The following is a 19940-nucleotide window of genomic DNA, read 5'->3' as shown; positions in this document are numbered from 1 at the left end:
AGCGGATCGGGGGTGGGACCCCAGGTCCTAAGGGGGCGCCGCAGCCGCACCCCGGGCCGCCGGGGCTGCAGCCCGGGCGGCCGGACGTCACTCACGTCGCGAGCAGCCATGCCCGACCCGCCTTGATCGCGGAGCAGAGCGGCTGCTCGCCGCGTTACGCCTTGTCGGCCGCCATCGCTTCCTGCAGACTTCGCGGCCGCATGTCGGTCCAGTTCTCCTCGACATAGGCGAGGCTCTCGGCTCGCGTCGCCGGACCGAACTTGACCTGCCAGCCGGCCGGAACGTCCTCGAACGTCGGCCACAGTGAGTGCTGGCCCTCGTCATTGACCAGGACGAAGAACTCACCGTTGTCGTCGTCGAAGGGGTTCACAGTCATGAGTCAGCTCCCGAGTTGAGGTTGGTCAACAGCCCGTTGACAATGCGACTGATCTCAGCCGCATTGTCAACGGGCCAGTACATGCCACGCGAACATCACCTGGAGCGGCAGCTCATGAAGTCACCGCGCCTGCCGCTCGTCAACGAAGGCAAGAAGGGCATCCACACCCGACTTGAGAACGTCTGGATCCACGCAGAAGGCGATCCGCACGAGGTTGTCCGCATGGGAATCAGTGTCCATCGCTACCAGAGCGCCTCGGTCATCGAGCTGCGGACGCAACCCGAACCCCGAGCCGGCAACAACGGCCACACTACGTTCCGCGAGCAACTGCGCCGAGAAGGCCTCCGCTCCCAGACCGGTGCTACTGATATCCACCATCGCGTACCACCCGCCGGCTGGGAGCTCGCGGATCAGGCCGGCGTCTCGAAGTGCCGGTAACACGGTGTCTCTGTTCTGCTGTACCAACTTGCGGTTCGCCTGTGCAGCATCGGGCATCTCCAGCGCCGCGATTCCGCCGTACTGCACCGGTGTCGGCGGAGCGATGATGCCGGCCTCTTGCACCACCCTCATCCCGGCGGCTGCCTCGTCCGTCGCCGGCACGACGTAGCCGAGCCGGTAGCCCGTCATCGCCAGGCTCTTGGAGAACGTGAAGACGCTGTGCACGATCCGCTTCTCCACGGGCAGTCGGCGTTCACTTGCCGCCAGGGACAGATGTTCGCCCTCGTACACGAAGTGCTCGTATGCCTCGTCGCTGATCACGTGCCATCCACGATCGCGCGCGAGCGTGAGCAGACCCTCTATCCGGTCCGCGTCCAGTACCGCGCCGGTGGGATTGGCCGGCGAGTTCACCAGAAGGATCCGGCTGTTGGGTCCCGACTTCTCGGCGATCGATTCGAGGTCCGGGAAGTACCTGTCGTCGAGTGAGTAGAACACCGGGCGCAGACCCGCGAGCAGGCTCTGCTGCACATGGATCGGCCAGTGCAGCTCCGGAAGCAGGATCTCGGTCCCCGGTTCGGCCAGCGACAGCAGCAGCGCCTGCAGTCCTTGACAGGAGCCCGGCGTGACGAAGATCCGCGAGCTCGGCGCGTCGATGCCGTTCTCCCGTTTCAGCTTCGCAGTCAACGCGCGCCGCAGTTCCGGAAGACCTTCGACAGCGGTGTACGTCGTCCGGCCGGCCCGCTGAGCTTCCGCGATCGCCTCGGCGACCTCGGGAGGGGAGGTGAAGTACGGCTCTCCGACGTGAAGTCTGGTCACCGGTGCCCCGGTGGCCAGCGCGCGGGCGTCGGCGGCACGAAAGATCTCGTGCAGCGACGACGACGGAATCGCGGTGGCAATAGGTGGATGGCTCATCGTTTCGTTCCCCAACTCATGGTCAGCTGCGCGGTCACTGTCAGGTCGAGACACTGCTGCTGGGCGGATAAATGCTCACGACACCGCCCGACGCCGCAGACCATCGATCGCTACGTCGGCGAAGACGTCCTCGAGCAGGTCACCGACTGCTGAGAAGACGTGGAAGTGCCCACCCGAGCGACGACGTACGGAGAACGACCCAGTGGTGACTTCGCCCCACTCGACCAGCTCGGACTCGTTCACGAGTGGATCGCCGTCGCCGTGGTAACAGATCACCGGACAGTCGAGCGAGGGTGGGTTCACCGGCGGTTCGTAGAGCTCGTTGGCCCTGATATCCGAGCGCAGAATCGGCAGCAGAACCTCACGCAAGTCGGCGTCGGCGGCAATCTCCGGCTCAACTCCACCGTGGCCGCAAACGATCGACCACAGTTCGTCGTCGTCATGGAGATGGGTTTCCCCCCCACCGGCCAGCCGCGGCGGAGGCGACGCCGAGATGACGAGCTGCACCGGGCGTACTCCGCTGCGCTGCAACGCGAGCGCGGTCTCGTAGGCCACCAAAGCGCCGAAACTGTGCCCGAACAACACCAGCGGGGCGTGGGACTCGAGGGTCAGGAGTTCCGCGCTCACGGACGACGCCATCCGCCGGACATCCTCCACGGCGGATTCGGCGAACCTGTCGCCACGACCCGGGTACTGGGCCACCACCAGTTCGGCCTGGGCGGGCAGCTCGTTGGCAAAGCCGGCGTAGCTCGCGGCCGCACCACCGGCGTGCGGAAAGCAGACGAGCCGGATCGCCGGCCGCGGGATGACGTTCGGCCACCGCAGCCAACCTCGGTTCCCGGTAGGAGTCATGACCTCCACCTCACGCTCAAGCAGACGTGCTCAATCAGAGCCTTGCACCTCTGCGGGTGGCCAGGCTCAAATCTTTCGGCTCTCAGTCACCGGTGAAGGAACTACGCAAGACATCCCGGACTCGACGAATCGCCTAGTCACGCTGGCAGTTGCTGTCCGCACAACGGTCCGGCTGAAGGAGACGCAGGTGGGTGCTGGCGAGTTTCTCGATCTCACGGATCCGGCGACGTTTGTCCGGCACGAACCCCGTGACTACTGGCAGGAGATTCGGCCGCAGCATCCCATCTACTGGCACGACTCCCCCGGCGATCTGCCGGGATTCTGGGTGGTCACCAGGTTCAGCGACATCCAGGCGGCGTACCGCAACGCCAAATCCCTGAGCTCGGCGCGCGGCACCGTGCTCGACGTACTACTGCACGGCAACGACTCCGCAAGCGGCAAGATGCTCGCCGTCACCGATCGCCCCCGCCACCAGCAGCTGCGGAACCTGATGCTGCGGGCGTTCTCCCCCAAGGTCCTCGGACCGGTGGTCGAGCGGGTCGAGCAACGCACCCGGAGTCTGGTCGCCAGCGTGGTCGATGTGGGCACGTTCGACTTCGCCGCCGAGGTCGCCGAGCACATCCCGATGACGACGATCTGCGATCTCCTGTCGATCCCCGACGGCGACCGCGCCGACCTGCTCAGGTGGAACAAGCTGGCCCTGTCCGCGGACAGCGAGGAGGTCGACGACCTCGACTCGCTGATCGCCCGCAACGACATCGTTTCCTACTTCATGGATCTCGCCAAGCATCGCCGGGAGAACCCAGGCGACGACGTCATCACCATGATCGCGAGCACACAGGTCGACGGCGAACTGCTCAGCGAAGAGGAGGTCGCCCTGAACTGCTACAGCCTCATCCTGGGCGGCGATGAATCGTCCCGGATGTCAGCGATCGGAGCGGTCAAAGCGCTGGCCGAGAACCCTGGGCAGTGGGCCGCGCTGCAGGCCGGCGTCGCCTCCCTCGACGACGCGGTCGAGGAGGTGCTGCGCTGGGTCACGCCCGCTATGCACTTTGCCCGGACCGCGCTCACCGACCTGGAGATCGCCGGTCAGAAGATCCGGGCCGGGGACATCGTCACTTTGTGGAACACCTCGGCCAACGACGACGAGACAGTGTTTCCCGATCCGCGAACCTTGGACCTGGCACGCAAGACCAACAAGCACCTCACCTTCGGCCACGGGCCCCACTTCTGCGTCGGTGCGTTCCTGGGCCGGGCGGAACTGCGGGCCCTGTTGTCCTCGCTCGCGGAGTCGGTGCGTTCAATCGAGCTGGCTGGCACGCCCTCGCGGATCTACTCGAACTTCCTGTTCGGCTACAGCAGTTTGCCCGTCAGCTTCCGGTGAGCGGACCCGTCTCAGTCGCCGGTCAGACGGCCCTCTCCACCACTAGCGCCAACTCCGAGATACTGCCGGCCTCGAAGAGTGAGCGGATCGGGATCTTGATGCCGAGGTCCTGCCGGATCCGCGCGGCCAGCTTCGTCGCCAGCACAGAGTGCCCACCGATCTCGAAGAAGTTCTGATCCGGGGTGACCACCGGCAGGCCCAGGAGCTCGGCGACGATCGCGCACAGCACATCGGCGTACGGCATACCCTCCTGCCAGCTGAGCTGTTCGGCAGGGGGCTCGGCGGGGCGCGGTCGCAACGCCTTCCGGTCGATCTTTCCGTTGTGCGTCGTCGGAAGCTGGTCGAGCAGGGTGACTGTCGACGGCACCATGAATTCCGGCAACATACGGCGGACATGGTGGCGCAGTTCCGACTCGGTCACTTCCACCCCCGGCGACGTCGTCACGTACGCAACCACACGGGCGTCTGCCAGTTCCCCTTCCACCGCAGCGACGGCGAGTTTGACCGCGGCGTGACCGGCCAAGGCTGTCTCGACCTCGGCAAGCTCGACCCGGAAGCCACGAACCTTCACCTGGGCATCGGCGCGACCCGAGAAAAGGAACTCTCCATCAGCCCGACGCGAGCCGCGGTCGCCGGAGCGGTACATCCGGCTGCCGGGTGCTCCCTGTGGATCGGCGACAAAACGGGTGGCAGTGAGGCTCGGACGGTTGAGATAACCGCGGGCCAGCCCGGGCCCGGACAGGTACAGCTCCCCTTCGGCGCCGTCGGCAACTTCTTGCATGCGCTCGTCGAGCACCTGGACGGTCTCGCCGAGCCAAGGCGTCCCGATGGTGATCTCGTCGACAGCCGGGTCGACCGGTCCGCTGAGGGTGGAGCCGACAGTCACCTCGGTCGGACCGTAACCGTTGAAGAGCCGTCGACCGGGTGCCCACTTGCGGACCAAGGTCGGCGTACAGGCATCGCCCGTCGACATCACCGTGCCGCCTAGCAGAACGCCATCGGCGTCAGTGGCACTCAAGGCCACCGGCGGCAAGGTCGCGTGGGTGATCCGGTGCTTCAGCAGGGTTTCCCGCAACGGATCTCCCGGCAGGACGTCGTCCGAGGACACCATGACCAGCGCGGCTCCGGACAGAAGCGCCAGGGTGATGTCCCAAAATGCGGCGTCGAAGCTGATCGACGCCCACTGCAGCACCCGGTCACCAGGGCCCGGACCGATTCGGTGCGCGTGAGTTGCGAGCATGTCGCCCGTACCTGCATGGGTCACCGCCACGCCCTTCGGCGTACCAGTGGAGCCTGACGTGTAGATCACGTACATCAAATGGGATGTGTACAACGGAGACAGCCGCTCAGCGTCAGTCAGGTCGCCGGTCGCCTCACCTTGGATGTCCTCCTGCAGGTCAGGGTCGTCGATCACGTAGTCGGCCACCTCGTCACTCAGGCGGGGAACCTGGCTCGACCGGATCACCAGGACGGGGCTCGCGTCGTCGATGATGTGCGCCAGCCGATCATCGGGGTAGGTCGGGTCCAGCGGAAGATACGCGCCGCCGGCCTTCAGCACGGCCAGCAGCACGATGATCAGCTCGTCCGAGCGCGGTATGGCGACCGCCACCAAGGAATCCGGCCCGACTCCCAGGGCCACCAAGCGCCTGGCCAGCTGGTTCGCGTGGGTGTTCAGCTCGGTGTAACTCAAACTGATGTCACCGAAGATGACCGCGGGCTGGTCGGGGAAGCGGGCAACAGTCGACTCGAACAACTCCGGAACCGTGGACAAGGTCAACTCCTTGGATCAGCCGACTCGTGGAAGGGACGACGCACCTGCTACGGACCCTAGAAGCCCAGGCCGATGACGACCATCGAACTGACAGAGACAGGACAGCGACCCACACGGGCCTCCTGTCGCGTCTCTGTCAGCACGATTGCCTGACGGCGGCGGATGCCGGATGGTGAAGACCGTTGGCCTGTCGTACCGCTGATCCTCAGTTCGATATCTAGTCTGATCGGGAGCCGAGATGCTCGAAGGCTGCGTTTCCTGGCCCGACGAACTCGCCGAGCAGTATCGCCGCCAGGGTTACTGGCAAGGGCGATCGCTGGGCGAGCTCCTGGAGGCGGCCTGCGCCGAACATGCCACCAAGGTGGCTGTCGTGTACGGCGAGCAGCGGCTCACGTACGCGGACCTCGCAGCCCGCTCCGACCTCGTAGCCCGGCAGTTCGTAGCTCGTGGGATCGGCCCGCTCGATCGGGTCGTCGTGCAGTTGCCGAACGTGCCGGAGTTCGCGACCGTGGTTTTCGCGTTGTTCCGGCTGGGTGCCATTCCGGTGCTGGCTCTGCCGGGGCATCGCAAGCACGAGCTCGTTCACCTGGCCTCGCAGTCCGGCGCCGTCGCACTGATCGTGATGAGCGAGTTCCGAGGCTTCGACTACCGGCAGCTCGCCCACGAGGTGCAGCAAGCCGTCCCGGGGGTCGAGCAGGTGCTGATTGCGAACGAGCTCGCCGACAGCGCGCCGGAGACGCGGTATCCGCAGGTCGATCCGTCCGAGCCGGCTTTCTTCCTGCTCTCCGGCGGGACGACTGGCCGGCCGAAACTGATCCCCCGCACGCACGACGACTACGCGTACAACATGCTGGCTACCGCGGACGCGCTCCGGGTCGACAGCACGTCGACGTACCTGGCCGTGAACCCGGTCGCCCACAACGCCGCGCTCGGTTGCCCTGGGCTGTTCGGAACGCTGCTCGTCGGTGGCAAGGTCGTACTCGCCCCGACTTCTCGGCTGGCGGAGCTGATCGGGCTCATCCGTGCGGAGCAGGTCACGCTCACCACGTTGGTACCGGGAACCGTGCGGCTTTGGATCGACTACGCGCAGCGGACGCCTGTCGACCTTTCCGGCGTCCACTTGCAGATCGGCAGTTCCAAGCTGACACCAGTGCAGGCCGAGGAAGCGTGCCAGTTCCTGAACTGCGACCTGAGTCAGTGGTTCGGTGTCGGCGAAGGGCTCCTCACCTACACTCGGCTCGACGACCCGGATGAGGTGAGGTTCAACACCGAGGGCCGTCCAATGGCTCCCGACGACGAAATCCGGGTTGTGGACGACGCCGGCCACGACGTACCGGACAACGTCGAAGGTGAGCTCCTGACGCGAGGTCCGTACACCATTCGCGGCTACTACCGTGCCGAACGGGAGAACGCCGACTCCTTCACGTCGGATGGGTTCTTCCGAACCGGGGACCTGGTGCGACGTAGGTCGGACGGCAACATCGTCGTCGTCGGCCGGCTCAAGGACGTGATCAACCGGTCTGGCGACAAGATTCCGGTCGAGGAGGTCGAGGAACAGCTCATGGCGCACCCCGGCGTCCGGGACGCGGCGGTCGTGGGGGTCGAGGACCCAGTACTGGGTGAGCGCACCTACGCATTCGTCGTACTGCGAAACGAGAGCGTCGAACTCCAAGCCCTGAAGGTGTTCCTGCGAGATCGCGGTCTCGCGACCTACAAGATCCCGGACAAGCTCGTGTCCGTCTCCGAACTGCCCCGCACGCCGGTAGGCAAGGCAGACAAGGTCGCACTGCGCGCCCTGGCCGCCCTCACCCCGCCCGGCGCCGGCAGACAGGCGGCATGAAACACCCCCGCGCCGGGCTCCGAGTTCGGCGCGGGGGCTCGCCGCGCAAGCGTGGGCGTCGCCTTCGAAGATCACCTCGCCCTGGATCCTGACTTGCTGGGCCCAAGGTGTCGACGAGGGGCCGTCACCCCTTCCTGGCCCCGGAGGTGCCGGTGTACAACCCCGACGCTGGATTCCCCGGAGTGGTCGTCGAACTTGGCTACACCGACGTGCCGGCCGCCGCAGCCTGGCTCACCCGGGTCTTCGGCTTCCGCGAACTACTCCGCCAAACCTTCGACGGCACTGTCTGCCACGCCGACCTGCACACCGGTGCCGGCGTCGTCATGCTCGCCAAGGTCGGCGGGCGGCTCACCATCCCGCCCACCGGTGTGCCGGCCGTGGCTCAGGTGATCGTCTGGGTCGATGACGTCGACAAGCACTACGCCCACGCGCGCGCCGAGGGCGCCCGAACCCTCCACGAACCCCGCGACAAACCCTGGGGCCTACGGCAGTACCTCGCCCTCGACCACGAGAACCACCTGTGGGAGTTCACCGAGCACGTCCGTGACGTCCCCGCCGCCGAGTGGGGAGCGACGACCTTCGCATGATCGAAACCGCCTCGCTACAACGGTTCCGCGAACGCATGCAGCCGGATCAGGTGGTCCGGCCGCCGTCGACCGGTAAGAGCACACCGGTGACCCACCCCGACGTGTCGTCATCGAGGAGCAGGGTGATCCACCGGGCGATCTCATCGGGTTCGCCGAACCTCTCCAACGGGGTCGACGCCAGCAAGTCCGCACGGAGGGTCTGGGTCTGTGGACCGGTAAGCCCCAGGTCGTCGTACATCGGCGTGTCGACCGGGCCGGGCAGGATCGCGTTCACCCGGACCTGTGGCGCCAGCTCCCGTGCCCACGACCGGGTCAGGCTGTTCACAGCGGCCTTCGTCGCGCCGTAGAGGGATCGGTTCGGCATCGCCAGAACGCCACCGACCGACGACACGTTCACCACCGCGCCACGATGCTTACGCAGTTCCGGCAAGCAGGCCCGCAGCACGTTCACCGGTCCACGGATGTGCACTTCGAACATGGCGTCCAGATCGGACGGCGAGGAAAACTCGATCGGCGCGAAGCGCGCCAGGCCCGCATTGTTGACGACTCCGCTCACCGGACCGCACCGATCCGTCAGAGTCCGTACCGCGTGCTCGACCTCGGCTGCCGAACCGACGTCGGCGGGCAGCGCCACCACCTCACCGGGCTCGTCGCTGAGGTCATCGCGCAGAGCCAGCAGTGGTTCCTTGCGCCGACCGATCGCGCCTACCCGCGCGCCTGCCCGGCACAACCTTGCACACGTCGCACGGCCGATCCCCGAACCGGCGCCGGTCACGACCACAGTTCTGCCGGACAAGCTCATCCGCGTACGCTCCTCACTTGCAGTTTCCACGACGCTTCGCCCACAGCCGGCCGCATGCTGACGGCACCAGACGCTACACGTGCCCCACGACACCGACGACACCTACGAAATGTCTTTGAAAGATGCTTCAGATCGGTCTTTCAGAGTTCTGTTGAGCAGTCGAAACGTTGGCAAGATAAATGTTAGCGTGTGACACCGTACTAGTTGGGGGTGACGACAATGACGACCATCTGGGGCGACTTGGACCGACAGTACTCGCCCAGCTCGTGCATTACCGACATCGAGTACTACCTACACGAGTACGCCACACGTAGCGCCGGCGCCCGAGCCACATACCGGCATCATACCGTGCACTATGGACATTCCGATGTCGAGCAACTTGACCTCTTTCCGCATTACGACGCCAACACACTGCTGGTTTACGTGCACGGCGGCAACTGGCAGCAGCTCAGCAAGAACGAGTCGAGCTTCGCCGCGCCTGCCGCCTTGCACGCCGGCGCGGCCTTCGCTGCCCTGGGCTACGGTCTCGCACCGAACTACGACCTCGACGCGATCGTGGCCATGGTGCGCCGTGGCCTGCTGTGGCTGGTGGACAACGCGGAAACCTATGGCATCGCGCCGGGCCGGATCCACCTCAGCGGCAGCTCAGCGGGTGCGCACCTGGTCGCCATGGCCCTGACCGACGGCTGGCTGCCCGACGGGCGGACACCAGCCGAAGTGTTCGGCTCGGCCACACTGCTCAGCGGCATCTACGACCTCGACCCGGTCCGGCACAGTTACGTCAACGATGCACTGGGCCTCACGGAGGAATCGGCTCACCGCAACAGCCCCGTCCAGCACGCCCCAGTCAAGGCGCCACCGATCACCGTCGCCCGTGGCGGACTCGAGACACCGGAGTACGCCCGTCAGCACGACAACTACGTCGCTGCCCTACGTGCGAACGGAATCACCGTCGAGGAAATGGTCCTCGCGCACCGAAATCACTTCGACCTGCCGTTCGACCTCGCCAACCCGGACACACCTGTCGGCAGCACCTTGGTTCGGCTGCTGACCGGCAACACCTGAAGTCCGCACCAGAGGCTTTGCTTCAGGAGCTCATAGCCTCCAGGATGTATCCTCGGCCCCACGCGGTGCGGATCGACAGATCGATCGACTGAAGCCTTCGGCGGAGCCGCATAATATGCAGGTCGAGCGAGTTCCTTGTAAGGGTGGTTACCTGCGTTGCCAAATAGTTCGTGAGCTCGTTGCGGTACACTACTTCGCCGAAGCGTTCGACGAGCAGGGCCATGAGGTGGGCCTGAGTGGTCGAGATCGTGATCGAGTGACTTCCGAAACTCAGCGTTCCCGCCGAGTCGATCCTCGGCGCCCGGCGGCTGTCGAACCGGTTCTGCAAGGCATTGACCCTCGCATCCAGGTCGACCCGAGATATCGGTTGGCGAGCCCAATCTTCAATCGGATCGTTGCTGACCGGCGGTACCGCGCCTCCTTCTACGACGAGTAATCGAGGTACCCCCTCAAGCTGATAGCGGTTCCGCAGGTCCGCCTGCGCGGGCCACCTGACGAAGACTACGTCGGAGTTCCGACTCCCCATCATTAGTCCTCCAGTCCCAATCAGTAATCGCTTGTAGAAGTGTTCATCCCCGAGCTCTGCGGCGCCGACGTCGACTGGAGGGACTGAAGGCCTCCCGCCCCGGGGCGAGCGGAACGCCCGCGCCGCGACTCACCGCGGCGGCGAGCGCGTCGGCGTCGGGTCGGCCAGCCGGACGCGCACACCGCTGCGGGTCAGCGCGAGTCCGATCGACGTGCCGATCGTGCCGGCGCCGAGCACGGTCACAGTGCGGAGGTCCACGAGATCGACGGTACGGCCGCCTCTCGGAGGTCGTCCTCTCTTCGAGTGCACACTCCCCCGTTCATCCTGGGGTGAACTCGTGGTTCTGCAAGCACCTGGATGGCCTTTGCGGGGTCGTCCGGCGCGTCCGGGGCCAAGAACCTGCGGCGCAGGCGCCGAACGTCGTCGCCATCATCGCGCCCCTGGTCAGGCCGCGATCCGCAGCTCGGGACGGGCCAGATCGCGGCTCATACCGCGTGGGAAGGTGTCGGAGGCCAGCGTGATCGCGATGGGCGGATCGGTCGGTTGCAGTTCGCGCAACCGCAGGTACACCTTGGTGGCGCCACCCGGCGACATGGCGACCGGCTGCCGAACCGTGCCGAGGTAGATGCTCTCCGCGCCCTCGGCGACCGCGAGCACGGTCCACCGCCCTGGCGGCACGTCCGAGATGGTCAGCCTGGTCGAGCCGACACCGGTCTGCGCGGCGTACGCCACGGGCCCGCACTGCGGGATGCGCTCGGCGAACAGGCCGACCAGCACGTTGGCCGGGGCGGCCTCGGCGGGCAGGTCGACCGTGGCGGACATCGACGCCGCACCCTGCACGGGCAGCCCGTTCGCGCCGGGCAGTGCCTCGGCCGGGGGCACCCGGTGGAAGTCGGGGCTCACGGCGAGCAGCAACTCGCGTACCTCCGGGCTGCGGTACTGGGTGGGGGTCATCCCGACCGCCTTGGTGAACCGGCTGGTGAACGTGCCGACGCTGTTGTAGCCGACGCTGCACACGACGTCGGCCACGGTGAGATCGGTGGTCAGCAGCAGCCGCTTGGCCTCGAACATCCGGACGGCGGTCAGGTAACGGCCCGGCGTCACGCCCGTCAGCTCCGCGAACACCCTGGAGAGATGAAAGGGGCTGACGAACACCTCAGCCGCTATCTGGCCGAGGGTGATGGGGTCGAAGTACCGATCGCGCATCGCCGAAATTGCTTGCTGGACGGCAAGTTGCATAGGTCTCTCCTCCGGTCCTCGAGAACGATCCGCAACCGCCGGATCCACTCGCCTCCCCCATGAACTCCAGCATTTGCGGCTCAGTCCGGAACCCTGGAGACAAAGATGTGCTACCTGCTGTGGTCCGTGCTCACTCGCGGCCTCTCACTCGCTTCCGAGTCACCGCACGTCCCTGACCGGGCGGCTCGGCCCCAGTTCGCGTCGTGGTCTGCCCCGGCCACGACCCACCGGAGCGCCACGCGAGGTGCGGCGACGTTCCGGCTCGTCATTGCTTCCGACGTCTGTGTCGACGAATCGCGCCGTCAACCTCGTCTGGGAACTAGCATGACCCCACCTGTTCTCGCGCACGTCAAAGTGGGGTCAAAGACCAGGCAAGTCAGTGGCACCCAGCCGATGGCACGGGCAGCGCGGACGCGGTTGGCCGCTGGGGGCCGGCCGCATCACCTGATTGTCGTAACCACAGGTCACCCAGCAGGTGGTTCGGCTGGGACAGAACGGATGGCAATCATCGAACCCGACATCGAAGTGGTCGCCGAAGTGGCTTCCGGCGACGACGTCCTCCCCGCTGCGCGGAAACATCGAGCCGATGTCGCGGTCCTCGACATCGACCTGCCTGGCAAGGACGGGCTGACCGCGGCAACCGAGATTCACGAGCACCTGCCGGACTGCCGATGCCCTCCCGCAGCACAGTGGCCAGCACCGAACCCAGCTCTTGGTGGTCCCAGTCGATACGCACGTCGACGTCGGCGGCTGTGAGCACCGACAAGGCGACGCGGAACTCCTCGTCGAGCGACAGGTCATGCGAGCCGCGGGCCACCGACCTGGCGTCGGCGGCCGCCTTCCTGGCCACCTCCAGGACCTCCACCAACTCCTCCCGCGCTCGCTCCGGGTAGTCGGTGACGAAGCGTTCGACGAGCTCGCACTTGAGGATGATCGCTGAGAGGCTGAACCCGACCAGGTCGTGGACGTCGCGAGCGAACCGCAGCCGTTCTTCGGCCACCGCCATCCGCGCCAGTTCTTCGCGAGCCGCGGGCAGGTCGCCGACAAGGCGAACCAGCCGGGTGAGGCCGTATACGACCAGACCGGTGATGGTCGAGGACACCAACAGGTCTCCGGTGCTGAGCAGGGGACGGTCGAAGACCACCCCCAGCAACCCCATGCTCAGCACGATCGCCGCGGCCGGCGATAACGAGAAGGAAGGACGCAGCGTCACCAACACGCTGCCGATCAAGAATCCCGGGAGGCCGTGCCACACCTCTCCGAACTGGAGCATCGGCAGGTATGGCAACGAGGTACGTGATACCGAGCGCGATCTGCGCGGGGTCGGAGAAAGCCAGTACCAGGCTGACCACCGACAGCCCGCCGATCACGCAGAAGACCACGGTCAGAATCGTCATGGCCAACGTCGGCGCCATCGTCGAGATGATTCGCTCGTAACCGATTGCCGATTCGGCAAGGGCAGCGATTCCGATCTTGGGTCATTCGCCAGTCTGGACTGCCGCGAATGCTCTAACGGCTTTCCACCTTCCGCCTGCATGGCGCACACCGTGATCACCCTTCCGACGCAGGTGAATCCAGCACACATTCCCCGACGCCGATTTCGGCGGGCCAGTCGACTGGACTGTTCGAAGTAGTGTTTGCTGCCATCCTGCGTACTTTCTTGGACTCGATTGGTCATCATTACCCCTCAATATTGTGCAGCACGTGACTAACCAACATACTCATGGTGGTTCGGGAAAGTCAGTGCCGTGCCAGAAATTCTGGTCTCGTGTCGCACCGATATCACCAGTGCACAATCCATGAACCGCATATGCGTTGACCATAGGTACGGCGGGCCGGATTCAAATCGGTATTCGTGGCCGGTGCACTGCCGCGAACACAATCGATCTGCCAATGTTCAGGAATCGACCCTCGCTTGGATCGACATCGAACTGGGTGGACGTCAACCAGCGACGGAAGTCACCGATGGGAGCCACGTATGTTGGATTCCGACCTGGCGTTATGGGACCGATCTGACGACGCCTCGGCCGGGTTCGCCGGCCAGCCCAACGGTGGGCCGCACTTCACCCTGCTCGGCCCCTTGGAGGTCCGCAAGGACGGCGAGGACCACGCACCGACGGCACCGAAGGTGCTCCAGGTGCTGGCGATGCTGCTCATGCGCCCCGGCAAGGTCGTGCAGGGTGACCTGATCATCAAGGAACTGTGGGCGGACGACCCGCCCCGCGGCGGCCGGACCACCATGCAGACACACGTCTGGCAACTGCGCAGGTACATCGAAGCCAACGGATTCGCCAGCGACGGCGACCGGATCATCGTGACCAGGGCACCCGGGTATCTGCTGCGCGTCGACCCTGGCCAGGTCGACGTCGCCGTGTTCCAGTGGCTGGTCAGGGAGGGCAGGGCGCTGTTCGACCGGCAGCACTACGGCGAAGCCGCCACCGTCCTGCGCAAGGCACTGGACCTGTGGGGCGGGCCGCCGCTGGCCAACGTGACATGCGGCCCTGTGCTCTCGGTGTATGCCTCCGACCTGGAGGAACAGCGACGAAACGCGCAGCGCCTGCGCATCCATGCCGAGATCGAGGCGGGCATGTTCTACGACCTGATCGGCGAGTTGCGGTCGCTGATCGCCGCCAGCCCCCTTGACGAGGGCCTCAACGGCCAACTGATGCGGGTGCTCAACCTCAGCGGCAGGCGGATCGAGGCGCTGGAGCTCTACCGGCAGTTCCGGGCAAGGCTGAGCGGCGAGCTCGGCCTCGAGCCGTGTAACGAGCTCCAGGAGCTGCACCACGTCCTGCTCTCGGACCAGTCGCACCGCTGAAGGGGCCACGCGAACAAACCAGCTTTCGAACGCAAACCACAACACCTACACCGCCCTCACCGGCGTAGAGGGGACGCACATCATGACCGGTCGAACCTACGGGCAATTCTGTGGCGTCGCCCGCGCCCTCGAGCTCGTCGGCGAGCGATGGTCGCTGCTCGTCGTGCGAGACCTGTTGCTCGGCCCGAAGCGATACTCGGACCTGCGGCGGACCCTGCCGAAGCTGCCACCGAGCGTGCTTTCCGGCAGGCTCAACGAACTGGAAAAGGCAGGCGTGCTCCGGCGGCGCGTGCTGCCGCAACTGGACGCGGGCGTGGTCTACGAACTCACCGAGTACGGCCGCGACCTGGAACCGGTGCTGTTGCAGCTGGGGTTGTGGGGCGCGAGGGCAATGATCGACCCCGCGCCGGACGACCTGTTCACCATGGACTCCGCGATCCTTTCGCTGTACACGACGTTCCGGCCGGAGCACGCGGCGGGCGTCAACGTCAGCTTCGAGATCCGCTATGGCGACCTGATCGTGCACGCCTTCGTGGACGACGGCGCGCTCAAGGTCGCCGAGGGCGCCCTTCCCGGGGCCGACCTCGTCATCGAGCCGGTCGGCTCGATCCAGCCGCTGCTGAGCGGCAGGCTGAGCCCGCCGGCGGCGATCGAGGCCGGAATCCTGCGGGCGAGCGGCAACCTCACCCTGCTGGACCGGTTCGTCGACCTCTTCCACATCCCGGCGCCCCCGGCCCCGGTGGAGGGCCTCGCCGTCCGCTGACCCTGGCCGCCGTCACTGTTCGGTCACCATCGGCGCGGCCAGGAACTGCTCCGGGATGGCGAACGCGTCGACCAGCGTGCGGGGCGGAGTTGCTTGCACAGCTGGTCGACGGCGGCGACCACGGCCTTGCTCCTGCTCGCGCTCAGCCGCCCGTGTTCGAGTAACCACGCCAGGTCCGCCTCGACGCCCGCCAGCACGTGCAGATCGCAGACGCGGCCGAGCTGCCGCTTTCGCTTGGCTGGCAGGGCTTGCACGTCTCCGGGAGCCGAAGGAAGGGGGAGAACTTGATCGACCTCGCCGCCGACAGCACGCTGCCTCGGACGAAGGTCAAGGAGAAGCTGCGCGACATCGCACGCGAACAGCCCGACCAGCTGTCTCAACGCTGCAACGACCAACAGCGCCGCCTACTCAACCAAGCGATCGTCCACGCCATCCAAGGTCAGCGGGCCGCAGCAACCGGCGCGGAGGGTACAACGAAAAAGGACCACCCGCGATGCGGGTGGTCCTGGCTCGCCGTCAGGCGTCGCGGTCCTACTGCGCAGCCTTCATTCAGGCATTTGTTCTAGTAAGAACCCTAGGGTGGAGCTGAGGGGAATCGAACCCCTGACCTTCTCGATGCGAACGAGACGCGCTACCAACTGCGCTACAGCCCCTTGGTCGTGCTCGTAGAGCTTAGCAGTGCCCCACGAGCACCCCACGCAGGGGGGTCACTCGCCCACCGCACGCCGATATGGCCCGGTCCCAGGCTCGTCCAGCTCCTCGAACGCGGGGTCCTCGTCGTCCAGGTCGACGACCACCGCGCTGCGGCGGACGCGGGATGTCGGGGTCGGGCGGCGCTCGACCACCTCGCGGCGGACCGGCTCCACGACCTCGACGTCCTCGACCTCGGCGCGTTCCTCTTCCACCGGAGCCGAAACCGAAGGAGCCTGAACAGACGGGCGCCGCGGCGCTCGGGTGCCGTTGAAGCGGGCGAGCCGGCGCTGGCGGATCTCCTCCTCGATACGTACCTGGCGGCGCAGGTACACCAGGTACCCGACGAGCACGACGTCGATCACGCCATGCCCCCACCAGGCCAGCGGGAAGACGAAGCCGGCGACGGCGCCGCTGATCACCGCGATCGCGAGCAGGATGACGACGATGCGCTGCCGGAAGCTGTACTTGGCCCGGGCCGCGATTTCGGCGGCTTCGGGGTCGAAGCCGCCGCGGCCAGGCCGGTAGCCGGGGCGGTCACGCTCGGCCCGGCGGCCGTGGGCCGGCTGCGGGAGCGGCTCAGGCTCGGGCTCCGGCTCCTCGACGTCGTCATCGAGCTCGAGCTCGGCCTCCAGCTCGGCGAGGTCGTCCTCGACCGATGGCCGGGACCTCCCGGGATCGTCGGACATGGCGAATTCCTCCCGGTCTTCGTTGCGTCCACTGCGCACGACCCTGGCCGCGAGCGCCGAGTCGGCCGTCCTCGCGACCTGCTGCCGCCTACGCGCGACCATGGGCACGAGTACGACGAGCCATGCCGCGGCGAGCGCGACGATGATCACGGAACTGGGCATCTCCCGTCACCTCCCCCGATCCTTCCACCACGAATCACGTTAGTCACAGGAGTAACAGATCAGGCGGAGGCTCGCCGGGTTCGATCACGGAAAAGCCTCACCGGATTAGGTGAAACTCACAGCATGTGGTAACGCGACTACCGACCCGGGTGGGTAATCACGTTCAGGCGTAGTCGGCGCGGCCCGCGGCGACCAGCCGCGACACCAGCCCGGGCCCGGTTTCCTCGCGTGTCACGGCGTAGCAGAAGTGGTCCCGCCAGCCGCCCGCGACGTCGAGGTAGCGCTCGAACAGACCCTCCCGCCGGTAGCCTGCCTTGGTGAGAACCCGCAGGCTGGCGGCGTTTTCCGGACGCACGGTGGCCTCCAGCCGGTGCAGCCCGGCCGGGCCGAAGGCGTGGTCGGTGACGAGCGCGACGGCGGCCGTCGCCACCCCGCCGCGGACCACTTCGGACGACACCCAATAGCCGATCCAGGCCGATCGGAGCGACGCCCGGATGACGTTACCCACAGTGATCTGTCCGACGAGACGACCGTCCAGGGTGATGGTGAACGGGAGACACTGACCACGGCGAGCGAGCGAACGCAGCGCCGCCCACTGCGACGGCCACGACCAGAAGGCGTTGCGTTCCGGCCACGGGCCGACGCCGGTGGGCTCCCACATTTCGAGGTGCGCGCGGTCCCGGAGCCGGATCCGGCTCCACTCGCCGGCGTCGCGCAGCCGGACCGGCCGGATCGCGGCCTCGCCCGCGGGCACCCGCAGCGGGCCGAGCCGCGCCGGCCAGCCCGGGTGCCGGCTCTCCACCGGATAGGACACGCCCGACACGGAGTTCATCAGGCCCGTTGCGCCAGGAAGGTGACTTGGACCTGTTCGCCGGCGGGGACGTCGGTCGCCTCTTCCGGCACGTTGATCAGGCAGTTCGCCTCGGCCAGCGACGCGAGCAGGTGCGCCCCGGACTGGCCGAGCGGCTGGACCAGGTACTCGCCGTTGGCCTCGTCGCGCAGCAGCTGGCCGCGGAGGAAACCGCGCCGGCCCTGGGTCGAGGTGATCGGCGACAGCAGCCGCGCGCCGACGATCCGCCGGTGCGGGTTGCGGGTGCCGCGCGCCGCGCGGATCAGCGGCCGCACCAGCACCTCGAACACCACCAGCGCACTCATCGGGTTGCCGGGGATCAGGAACGTCGGCACCGAGTCGGGGCCGAGCCGGCCGAACCCCTGGACCGACCCGGGGTGCATCGCCACCCGCGTCATGTCGATCCGGCCGAGGTCGGACAGCGCGGCGTGGACCTCGTCGCCGGTGGCGCCCCCGGCGCCGCCCGCGACCACGACGATCTCCGACATCAGCAGCCGTCCCTCGACGACCTCCCGCAGCCGCTTCGGCTCGCTCGGCACGATGCCGACCCGGCTGACCTCGGCGCCCGCGTCCCGGGCGGCCGCGGCCAGCGCGTAGGAGTTGACGTCGTAGACCTGCCCGACCGACGGCGTCCGGTCGATGTCGACCAGCTCGTCGCCGACGGACACGATCGACACCCGCGGCCGCGGGTAGACCAGGACCTTCGCCCGGCCGACCGCGGCCAGCAGGCCGACCTGGGCCGAGCCGATCGTGTCGCCGCGGCGCACCGCGACGTCGCCGATCTGGACGTCCTCGCCGGCCCGCCGCACGTACCCCGCCGACGGCACCGAGCGGTGCACCGTGACCTTGGCCTGGTGCCCGTCGGTGTAGGCGAGCGGCACGACCGCGTCGGCCAGCGTCGGCAGCGGGGCGCCGGTGTCGACCCGGACGGCCTGGCCGGGCTGGAGCCGCCGCGGCTGGCGCGAACCCGCCGCGATCTCCCCGACGACCGGCAGCTGCACCGGCTCCTGCCCGGCGTTGCGCACGTCCACGCTGCGCACCGCGTACCCGTCGATCGCGGCCTGGTCGAACCCGGGCAGCGCGTGCTCGGCGACCACCTCCTCGGCGCAGAGCAGGCCCTGGGCCTCGGAGATCGCCACGCGCACCGGCTGCGGCCGGACGGCGGCATCCAAGGTCATGGAGATCTGCGCGTCGACCGAGCGCAGCTCGGCCTCGTCCCCGGCCGCCTCGGGCCGTGCCGCGTCGAGGGATTCCGTCATGGGCGCTCTGTCCCGATCCGTTCCGTCAGCCACGCCCGTAAAGATGGACCGTACTCGGGCGTTTCGAGCGCGAAATCGACCGCGGCGCGCAGGAAACCACCCGGATTCCCCAGGTCGTGGCGTCCACCGCGGTGGACGACGACGTGCACCGGGTGCCCCTCGCTGATCAGCAGCGCGACCGCGTCGGTCAGCTGCAGCTCGCCGCCGCTGCCGGGGGTGATCCGCTTGAGCGCGTCGAAGATCGCCCGGTCGAGCAGGTACCGCCCGGCCGCGGCGTAGGTCGAGGGCGCGTCCTCCGGCTTCGGCTTCTCGACCATCCCGTGCACGCGCTTGACGTCGTCGTCGTCGGTGTCGGTGACGTCGAAGACGCCGTACGGGGAGATCTCGGCCTTCGGGATGTCGAACGCGCAGAGCACGCTGCCGCCGAACTGCGCCCGGACCGCGCTCATCCGCTCGAGCACGCCGATCGGCAGCACCAGGTCGTCGGGCAGCAGCACGGCGACGGCTTCGTCGTCGGGCTTCAGGTTGGGCTCGGCCTGCGCAACGGCGTGGCCGAGGCCGAGGGCCTGCTCCTGGATGGCGGTTTCGACGGCGAGGAGGTCGGAGCCCCGGCGGACCTTGGCGAGCAGGTCGGTCTTGCCCTTGCTTTCCAGGTTCTGCTCGAGCTCGGGCTGCTTTTCGAAGTACCGGACCACGGCGTCCTTGCCCGGTGAGGTCACGATGACCAGGCGTTCCGCGCCGGCGGCGGCGGCCTCCGCGGCGACCAGCTCGATGCCCGGGGTGTCCACCACCGGCAGGAGCTCCTTGGGCACGGCCTTCGTCGCCGGGAGGAACCGTGTCCCGAGGCCGGCGGCAGGCACGATGGCGGTTCTGAACGTCTGGGTGGTTGCGGCGCCCGTCATGGGCGCAGAGCCTAA

18 protein-coding genes, 1 tRNA gene and 3 pseudogenes are annotated in these 19940 nt (G+C 67.2%); 7 read left to right on the top strand and 15 right to left on the bottom strand.

All coding sequences use genetic code 11. From position 1 onward, the window contains the following. Positions 1-154: 154 nt before the first annotated feature. The 3 genes from ACWEVN_RS22895 to ACWEVN_RS22885 all read right to left on the bottom strand — a co-directional run bounded on the left by ACWEVN_RS22895 (position 155) and on the right by ACWEVN_RS22885 (position 2578). Positions 155-376 carry an MbtH family protein gene (locus tag ACWEVN_RS22895; RefSeq protein WP_449682718.1) on the bottom strand — a complete coding sequence of 74 codons (222 nt, stop codon included), beginning with the start codon at positions 374-376 and terminating at the stop codon, positions 155-157. Between the two features lie 120 nt (positions 377-496). Further along, positions 497-1726, bottom strand: a complete 1230-nt coding sequence (locus ACWEVN_RS22890; protein ID WP_449682717.1) for a pyridoxal phosphate-dependent aminotransferase — start codon at positions 1724-1726, stop codon at positions 497-499. Positions 1727-1801: 75 nt separating this feature from the next. Next, positions 1802-2578 (bottom strand): thioesterase II family protein, encoded by a 777-nt coding sequence (locus tag ACWEVN_RS22885; protein WP_449682716.1) that lies wholly within the window; start codon positions 2576-2578, stop codon positions 1802-1804. Between the two features lie 187 nt (positions 2579-2765). On the opposite strand from ACWEVN_RS22885, the gene ACWEVN_RS22880 reads away from it, so the two are divergent. After that, the gene (locus ACWEVN_RS22880) at positions 2766-3962 is read left to right on the top strand and encodes a cytochrome P450 (RefSeq protein ID WP_449682715.1); all 1197 of its coding nucleotides are present in this window, start codon (positions 2766-2768) and stop codon (positions 3960-3962) included. Positions 3963-3984: 22 nt separating this feature from the next. Here ACWEVN_RS22880 and ACWEVN_RS22875 read toward each other — a convergent pair whose 3' ends face one another. Then, a complete protein-coding gene (locus ACWEVN_RS22875; RefSeq protein ID WP_452052604.1) occupies positions 3985-5733 on the bottom strand; it encodes a non-ribosomal peptide synthetase in 1749 nt (582 codons plus the stop codon). Positions 5734-5971: 238 nt separating this feature from the next. Between ACWEVN_RS22875 and ACWEVN_RS22870 the strand changes: the two genes are divergently transcribed. Further along, on the top strand, positions 5972-7573 hold the full coding sequence (locus ACWEVN_RS22870; RefSeq protein ID WP_452052603.1) for a (2,3-dihydroxybenzoyl)adenylate synthase: 1602 nt from the start codon (positions 5972-5974) through the stop codon (positions 7571-7573). A 182-nt stretch (positions 7574-7755) separates the two neighbouring features. Further along, the gene (locus ACWEVN_RS22865; RefSeq protein WP_449682712.1) at positions 7756-8160 is read left to right on the top strand and encodes a VOC family protein; all 405 of its coding nucleotides are present in this window, start codon (positions 7756-7758) and stop codon (positions 8158-8160) included. Between the two features lie 46 nt (positions 8161-8206). Here the strand turns inward: ACWEVN_RS22865 and ACWEVN_RS22860 are convergent, their stop codons facing one another. Then, positions 8207-8962 carry an SDR family NAD(P)-dependent oxidoreductase gene (locus ACWEVN_RS22860; RefSeq protein WP_449682711.1) on the bottom strand — a complete coding sequence of 252 codons (756 nt, stop codon included), beginning with the start codon at positions 8960-8962 and terminating at the stop codon, positions 8207-8209. 219 nt (positions 8963-9181) lie between these two features. Between ACWEVN_RS22860 and ACWEVN_RS22855 the strand changes: the two genes are divergently transcribed. Continuing rightward, complete coding sequence (locus ACWEVN_RS22855; protein ID WP_452052602.1) at positions 9182-10027, top strand: alpha/beta hydrolase; 846 nt, start codon at positions 9182-9184, stop codon at positions 10025-10027. Positions 10028-10049: 22 nt separating this feature from the next. On the opposite strand, the gene ACWEVN_RS22850 is transcribed toward ACWEVN_RS22855, so the two are convergent. The 3 genes from ACWEVN_RS22850 to ACWEVN_RS22840 all read right to left on the bottom strand — a co-directional run bounded on the left by ACWEVN_RS22850 (position 10050) and on the right by ACWEVN_RS22840 (position 11792). Beyond that, a complete protein-coding gene (locus ACWEVN_RS22850) occupies positions 10050-10553 on the bottom strand; it encodes a helix-turn-helix domain-containing protein (protein ID WP_452052601.1) in 504 nt (167 codons plus the stop codon). A gap of 129 nt (positions 10554-10682) precedes the next feature. After that, complete coding sequence (locus tag ACWEVN_RS22845) at positions 10683-10811, bottom strand: 3-hydroxyacyl-CoA dehydrogenase NAD-binding domain-containing protein (RefSeq protein ID WP_378195881.1); 129 nt, start codon at positions 10809-10811, stop codon at positions 10683-10685. Between the two features lie 186 nt (positions 10812-10997). Beyond that, positions 10998-11792 (bottom strand): helix-turn-helix transcriptional regulator, encoded by a 795-nt coding sequence (locus ACWEVN_RS22840; RefSeq protein WP_452052600.1) that lies wholly within the window; start codon positions 11790-11792, stop codon positions 10998-11000. 498 nt (positions 11793-12290) lie between these two features. On the opposite strand from ACWEVN_RS22840, the pseudogene ACWEVN_RS22835 reads away from it, so the two are divergent. Beyond that, positions 12291-12464, top strand: a pseudogene (locus ACWEVN_RS22835) (response regulator); the annotation flags it as partial. Between the two features lie 145 nt (positions 12465-12609). Here the strand turns inward: ACWEVN_RS22835 and ACWEVN_RS22830 are convergent. Continuing rightward, a pseudogene (locus tag ACWEVN_RS22830) lies at positions 12610-12798 on the bottom strand (histidine kinase); the annotation flags it as partial. A gap of 972 nt (positions 12799-13770) precedes the next feature. Here ACWEVN_RS22830 and ACWEVN_RS22825 point away from each other — a divergent pair. Beyond that, positions 13771-14610, top strand: coding sequence for an AfsR/SARP family transcriptional regulator (locus ACWEVN_RS22825; RefSeq protein ID WP_452052599.1), 840 nt, complete (start codon positions 13771-13773; stop codon positions 14608-14610). 82 nt (positions 14611-14692) lie between these two features. Beyond that, a complete protein-coding gene (locus tag ACWEVN_RS22820) occupies positions 14693-15373 on the top strand; it encodes a winged helix-turn-helix transcriptional regulator (protein ID WP_452052598.1) in 681 nt (226 codons plus the stop codon). A 12-nt stretch (positions 15374-15385) separates the two neighbouring features. Here the strand turns inward: ACWEVN_RS22820 and ACWEVN_RS22815 are convergent. The 6 genes and pseudogenes from ACWEVN_RS22815 to ACWEVN_RS22790 all read right to left on the bottom strand — a co-directional run. Continuing rightward, positions 15386-15594: pseudogene (locus tag ACWEVN_RS22815) on the bottom strand (acyl-CoA dehydrogenase); the annotation flags it as partial. Positions 15595-15953: 359 nt separating this feature from the next. Then, positions 15954-16026: transfer RNA gene (locus ACWEVN_RS22810), tRNA-Ala, on the bottom strand. A gap of 54 nt (positions 16027-16080) precedes the next feature. After that, positions 16081-16914: a divisome protein SepX/GlpR gene (gene sepX / locus ACWEVN_RS22805; RefSeq protein WP_449682665.1), complete on the bottom strand. Its 834-nt coding sequence runs from the start codon at positions 16912-16914 to the stop codon at positions 16081-16083. 163 nt (positions 16915-17077) lie between these two features. Next, complete coding sequence (locus ACWEVN_RS22800; RefSeq protein ID WP_452052597.1) at positions 17078-17746, bottom strand: GNAT family N-acetyltransferase; 669 nt, start codon at positions 17744-17746, stop codon at positions 17078-17080. Further along, a complete protein-coding gene (gene glp / locus ACWEVN_RS22795) occupies positions 17746-19023 on the bottom strand; it encodes a molybdotransferase-like divisome protein Glp (protein ID WP_449682663.1) in 1278 nt (425 codons plus the stop codon). The genes ACWEVN_RS22800 and glp overlap by 1 nt, the downstream gene beginning before the upstream one ends. Further along, positions 19020-19925 (bottom strand): UTP--glucose-1-phosphate uridylyltransferase, encoded by a 906-nt coding sequence (locus ACWEVN_RS22790; protein WP_452052596.1) that lies wholly within the window; start codon positions 19923-19925, stop codon positions 19020-19022. The genes glp and ACWEVN_RS22790 overlap by 4 nt, the downstream gene beginning before the upstream one ends. Positions 19926-19940: the final 15 nt, after the last annotated feature.

The organism is Amycolatopsis sp. NPDC003861 (genome assembly GCF_053605405.1).
The sequence above is the reverse complement of the archived record's forward strand: the minus strand, read 5'-3'. Positions and strand labels throughout refer to the sequence as shown.

Excerpts from the sequence above, each read along its gene's own strand:
- ACWEVN_RS22825 (WP_452052599.1), top strand. The coding sequence starts at position 13,771 with ATGTTGGATTCCGACCTGGCGTTATGGGACCGATCTGACGACGCCTCG.
- ACWEVN_RS22895 (WP_449682718.1), bottom strand. The coding sequence starts at position 376 with ATGACTGTGAACCCCTTCGACGACGACAACGGTGAGTTCTTCGTCCTG.
- ACWEVN_RS22890 (WP_449682717.1), bottom strand. The coding sequence starts at position 1,726 with ATGAGCCATCCACCTATTGCCACCGCGATTCCGTCGTCGTCGCTGCAC.
- ACWEVN_RS22850 (WP_452052601.1), bottom strand. The coding sequence starts at position 10,553 with ATGGGGAGTCGGAACTCCGACGTAGTCTTCGTCAGGTGGCCCGCGCAG.
- sepX (WP_449682665.1), bottom strand. The coding sequence starts at position 16,914 with ATGCCCAGTTCCGTGATCATCGTCGCGCTCGCCGCGGCATGGCTCGTC.
- ACWEVN_RS22840 (WP_452052600.1), bottom strand. The coding sequence starts at position 11,792 with ATGCAACTTGCCGTCCAGCAAGCAATTTCGGCGATGCGCGATCGGTAC.
- ACWEVN_RS22860 (WP_449682711.1), bottom strand. The coding sequence starts at position 8,962 with ATGAGCTTGTCCGGCAGAACTGTGGTCGTGACCGGCGCCGGTTCGGGG.
- ACWEVN_RS22870 (WP_452052603.1), top strand. The coding sequence starts at position 5,972 with ATGCTCGAAGGCTGCGTTTCCTGGCCCGACGAACTCGCCGAGCAGTAT.
- glp (WP_449682663.1), bottom strand. The coding sequence starts at position 19,023 with ATGACGGAATCCCTCGACGCGGCACGGCCCGAGGCGGCCGGGGACGAG.
- ACWEVN_RS22800 (WP_452052597.1), bottom strand. The coding sequence starts at position 17,746 with ATGAACTCCGTGTCGGGCGTGTCCTATCCGGTGGAGAGCCGGCACCCG.
- ACWEVN_RS22820 (WP_452052598.1), top strand. The coding sequence starts at position 14,693 with ATGACCGGTCGAACCTACGGGCAATTCTGTGGCGTCGCCCGCGCCCTC.
- ACWEVN_RS22790 (WP_452052596.1), bottom strand. The coding sequence starts at position 19,925 with ATGACGGGCGCCGCAACCACCCAGACGTTCAGAACCGCCATCGTGCCT.
- ACWEVN_RS22855 (WP_452052602.1), top strand. The coding sequence starts at position 9,182 with ATGACGACCATCTGGGGCGACTTGGACCGACAGTACTCGCCCAGCTCG.
- ACWEVN_RS22885 (WP_449682716.1), bottom strand. The coding sequence starts at position 2,578 with ATGACTCCTACCGGGAACCGAGGTTGGCTGCGGTGGCCGAACGTCATC.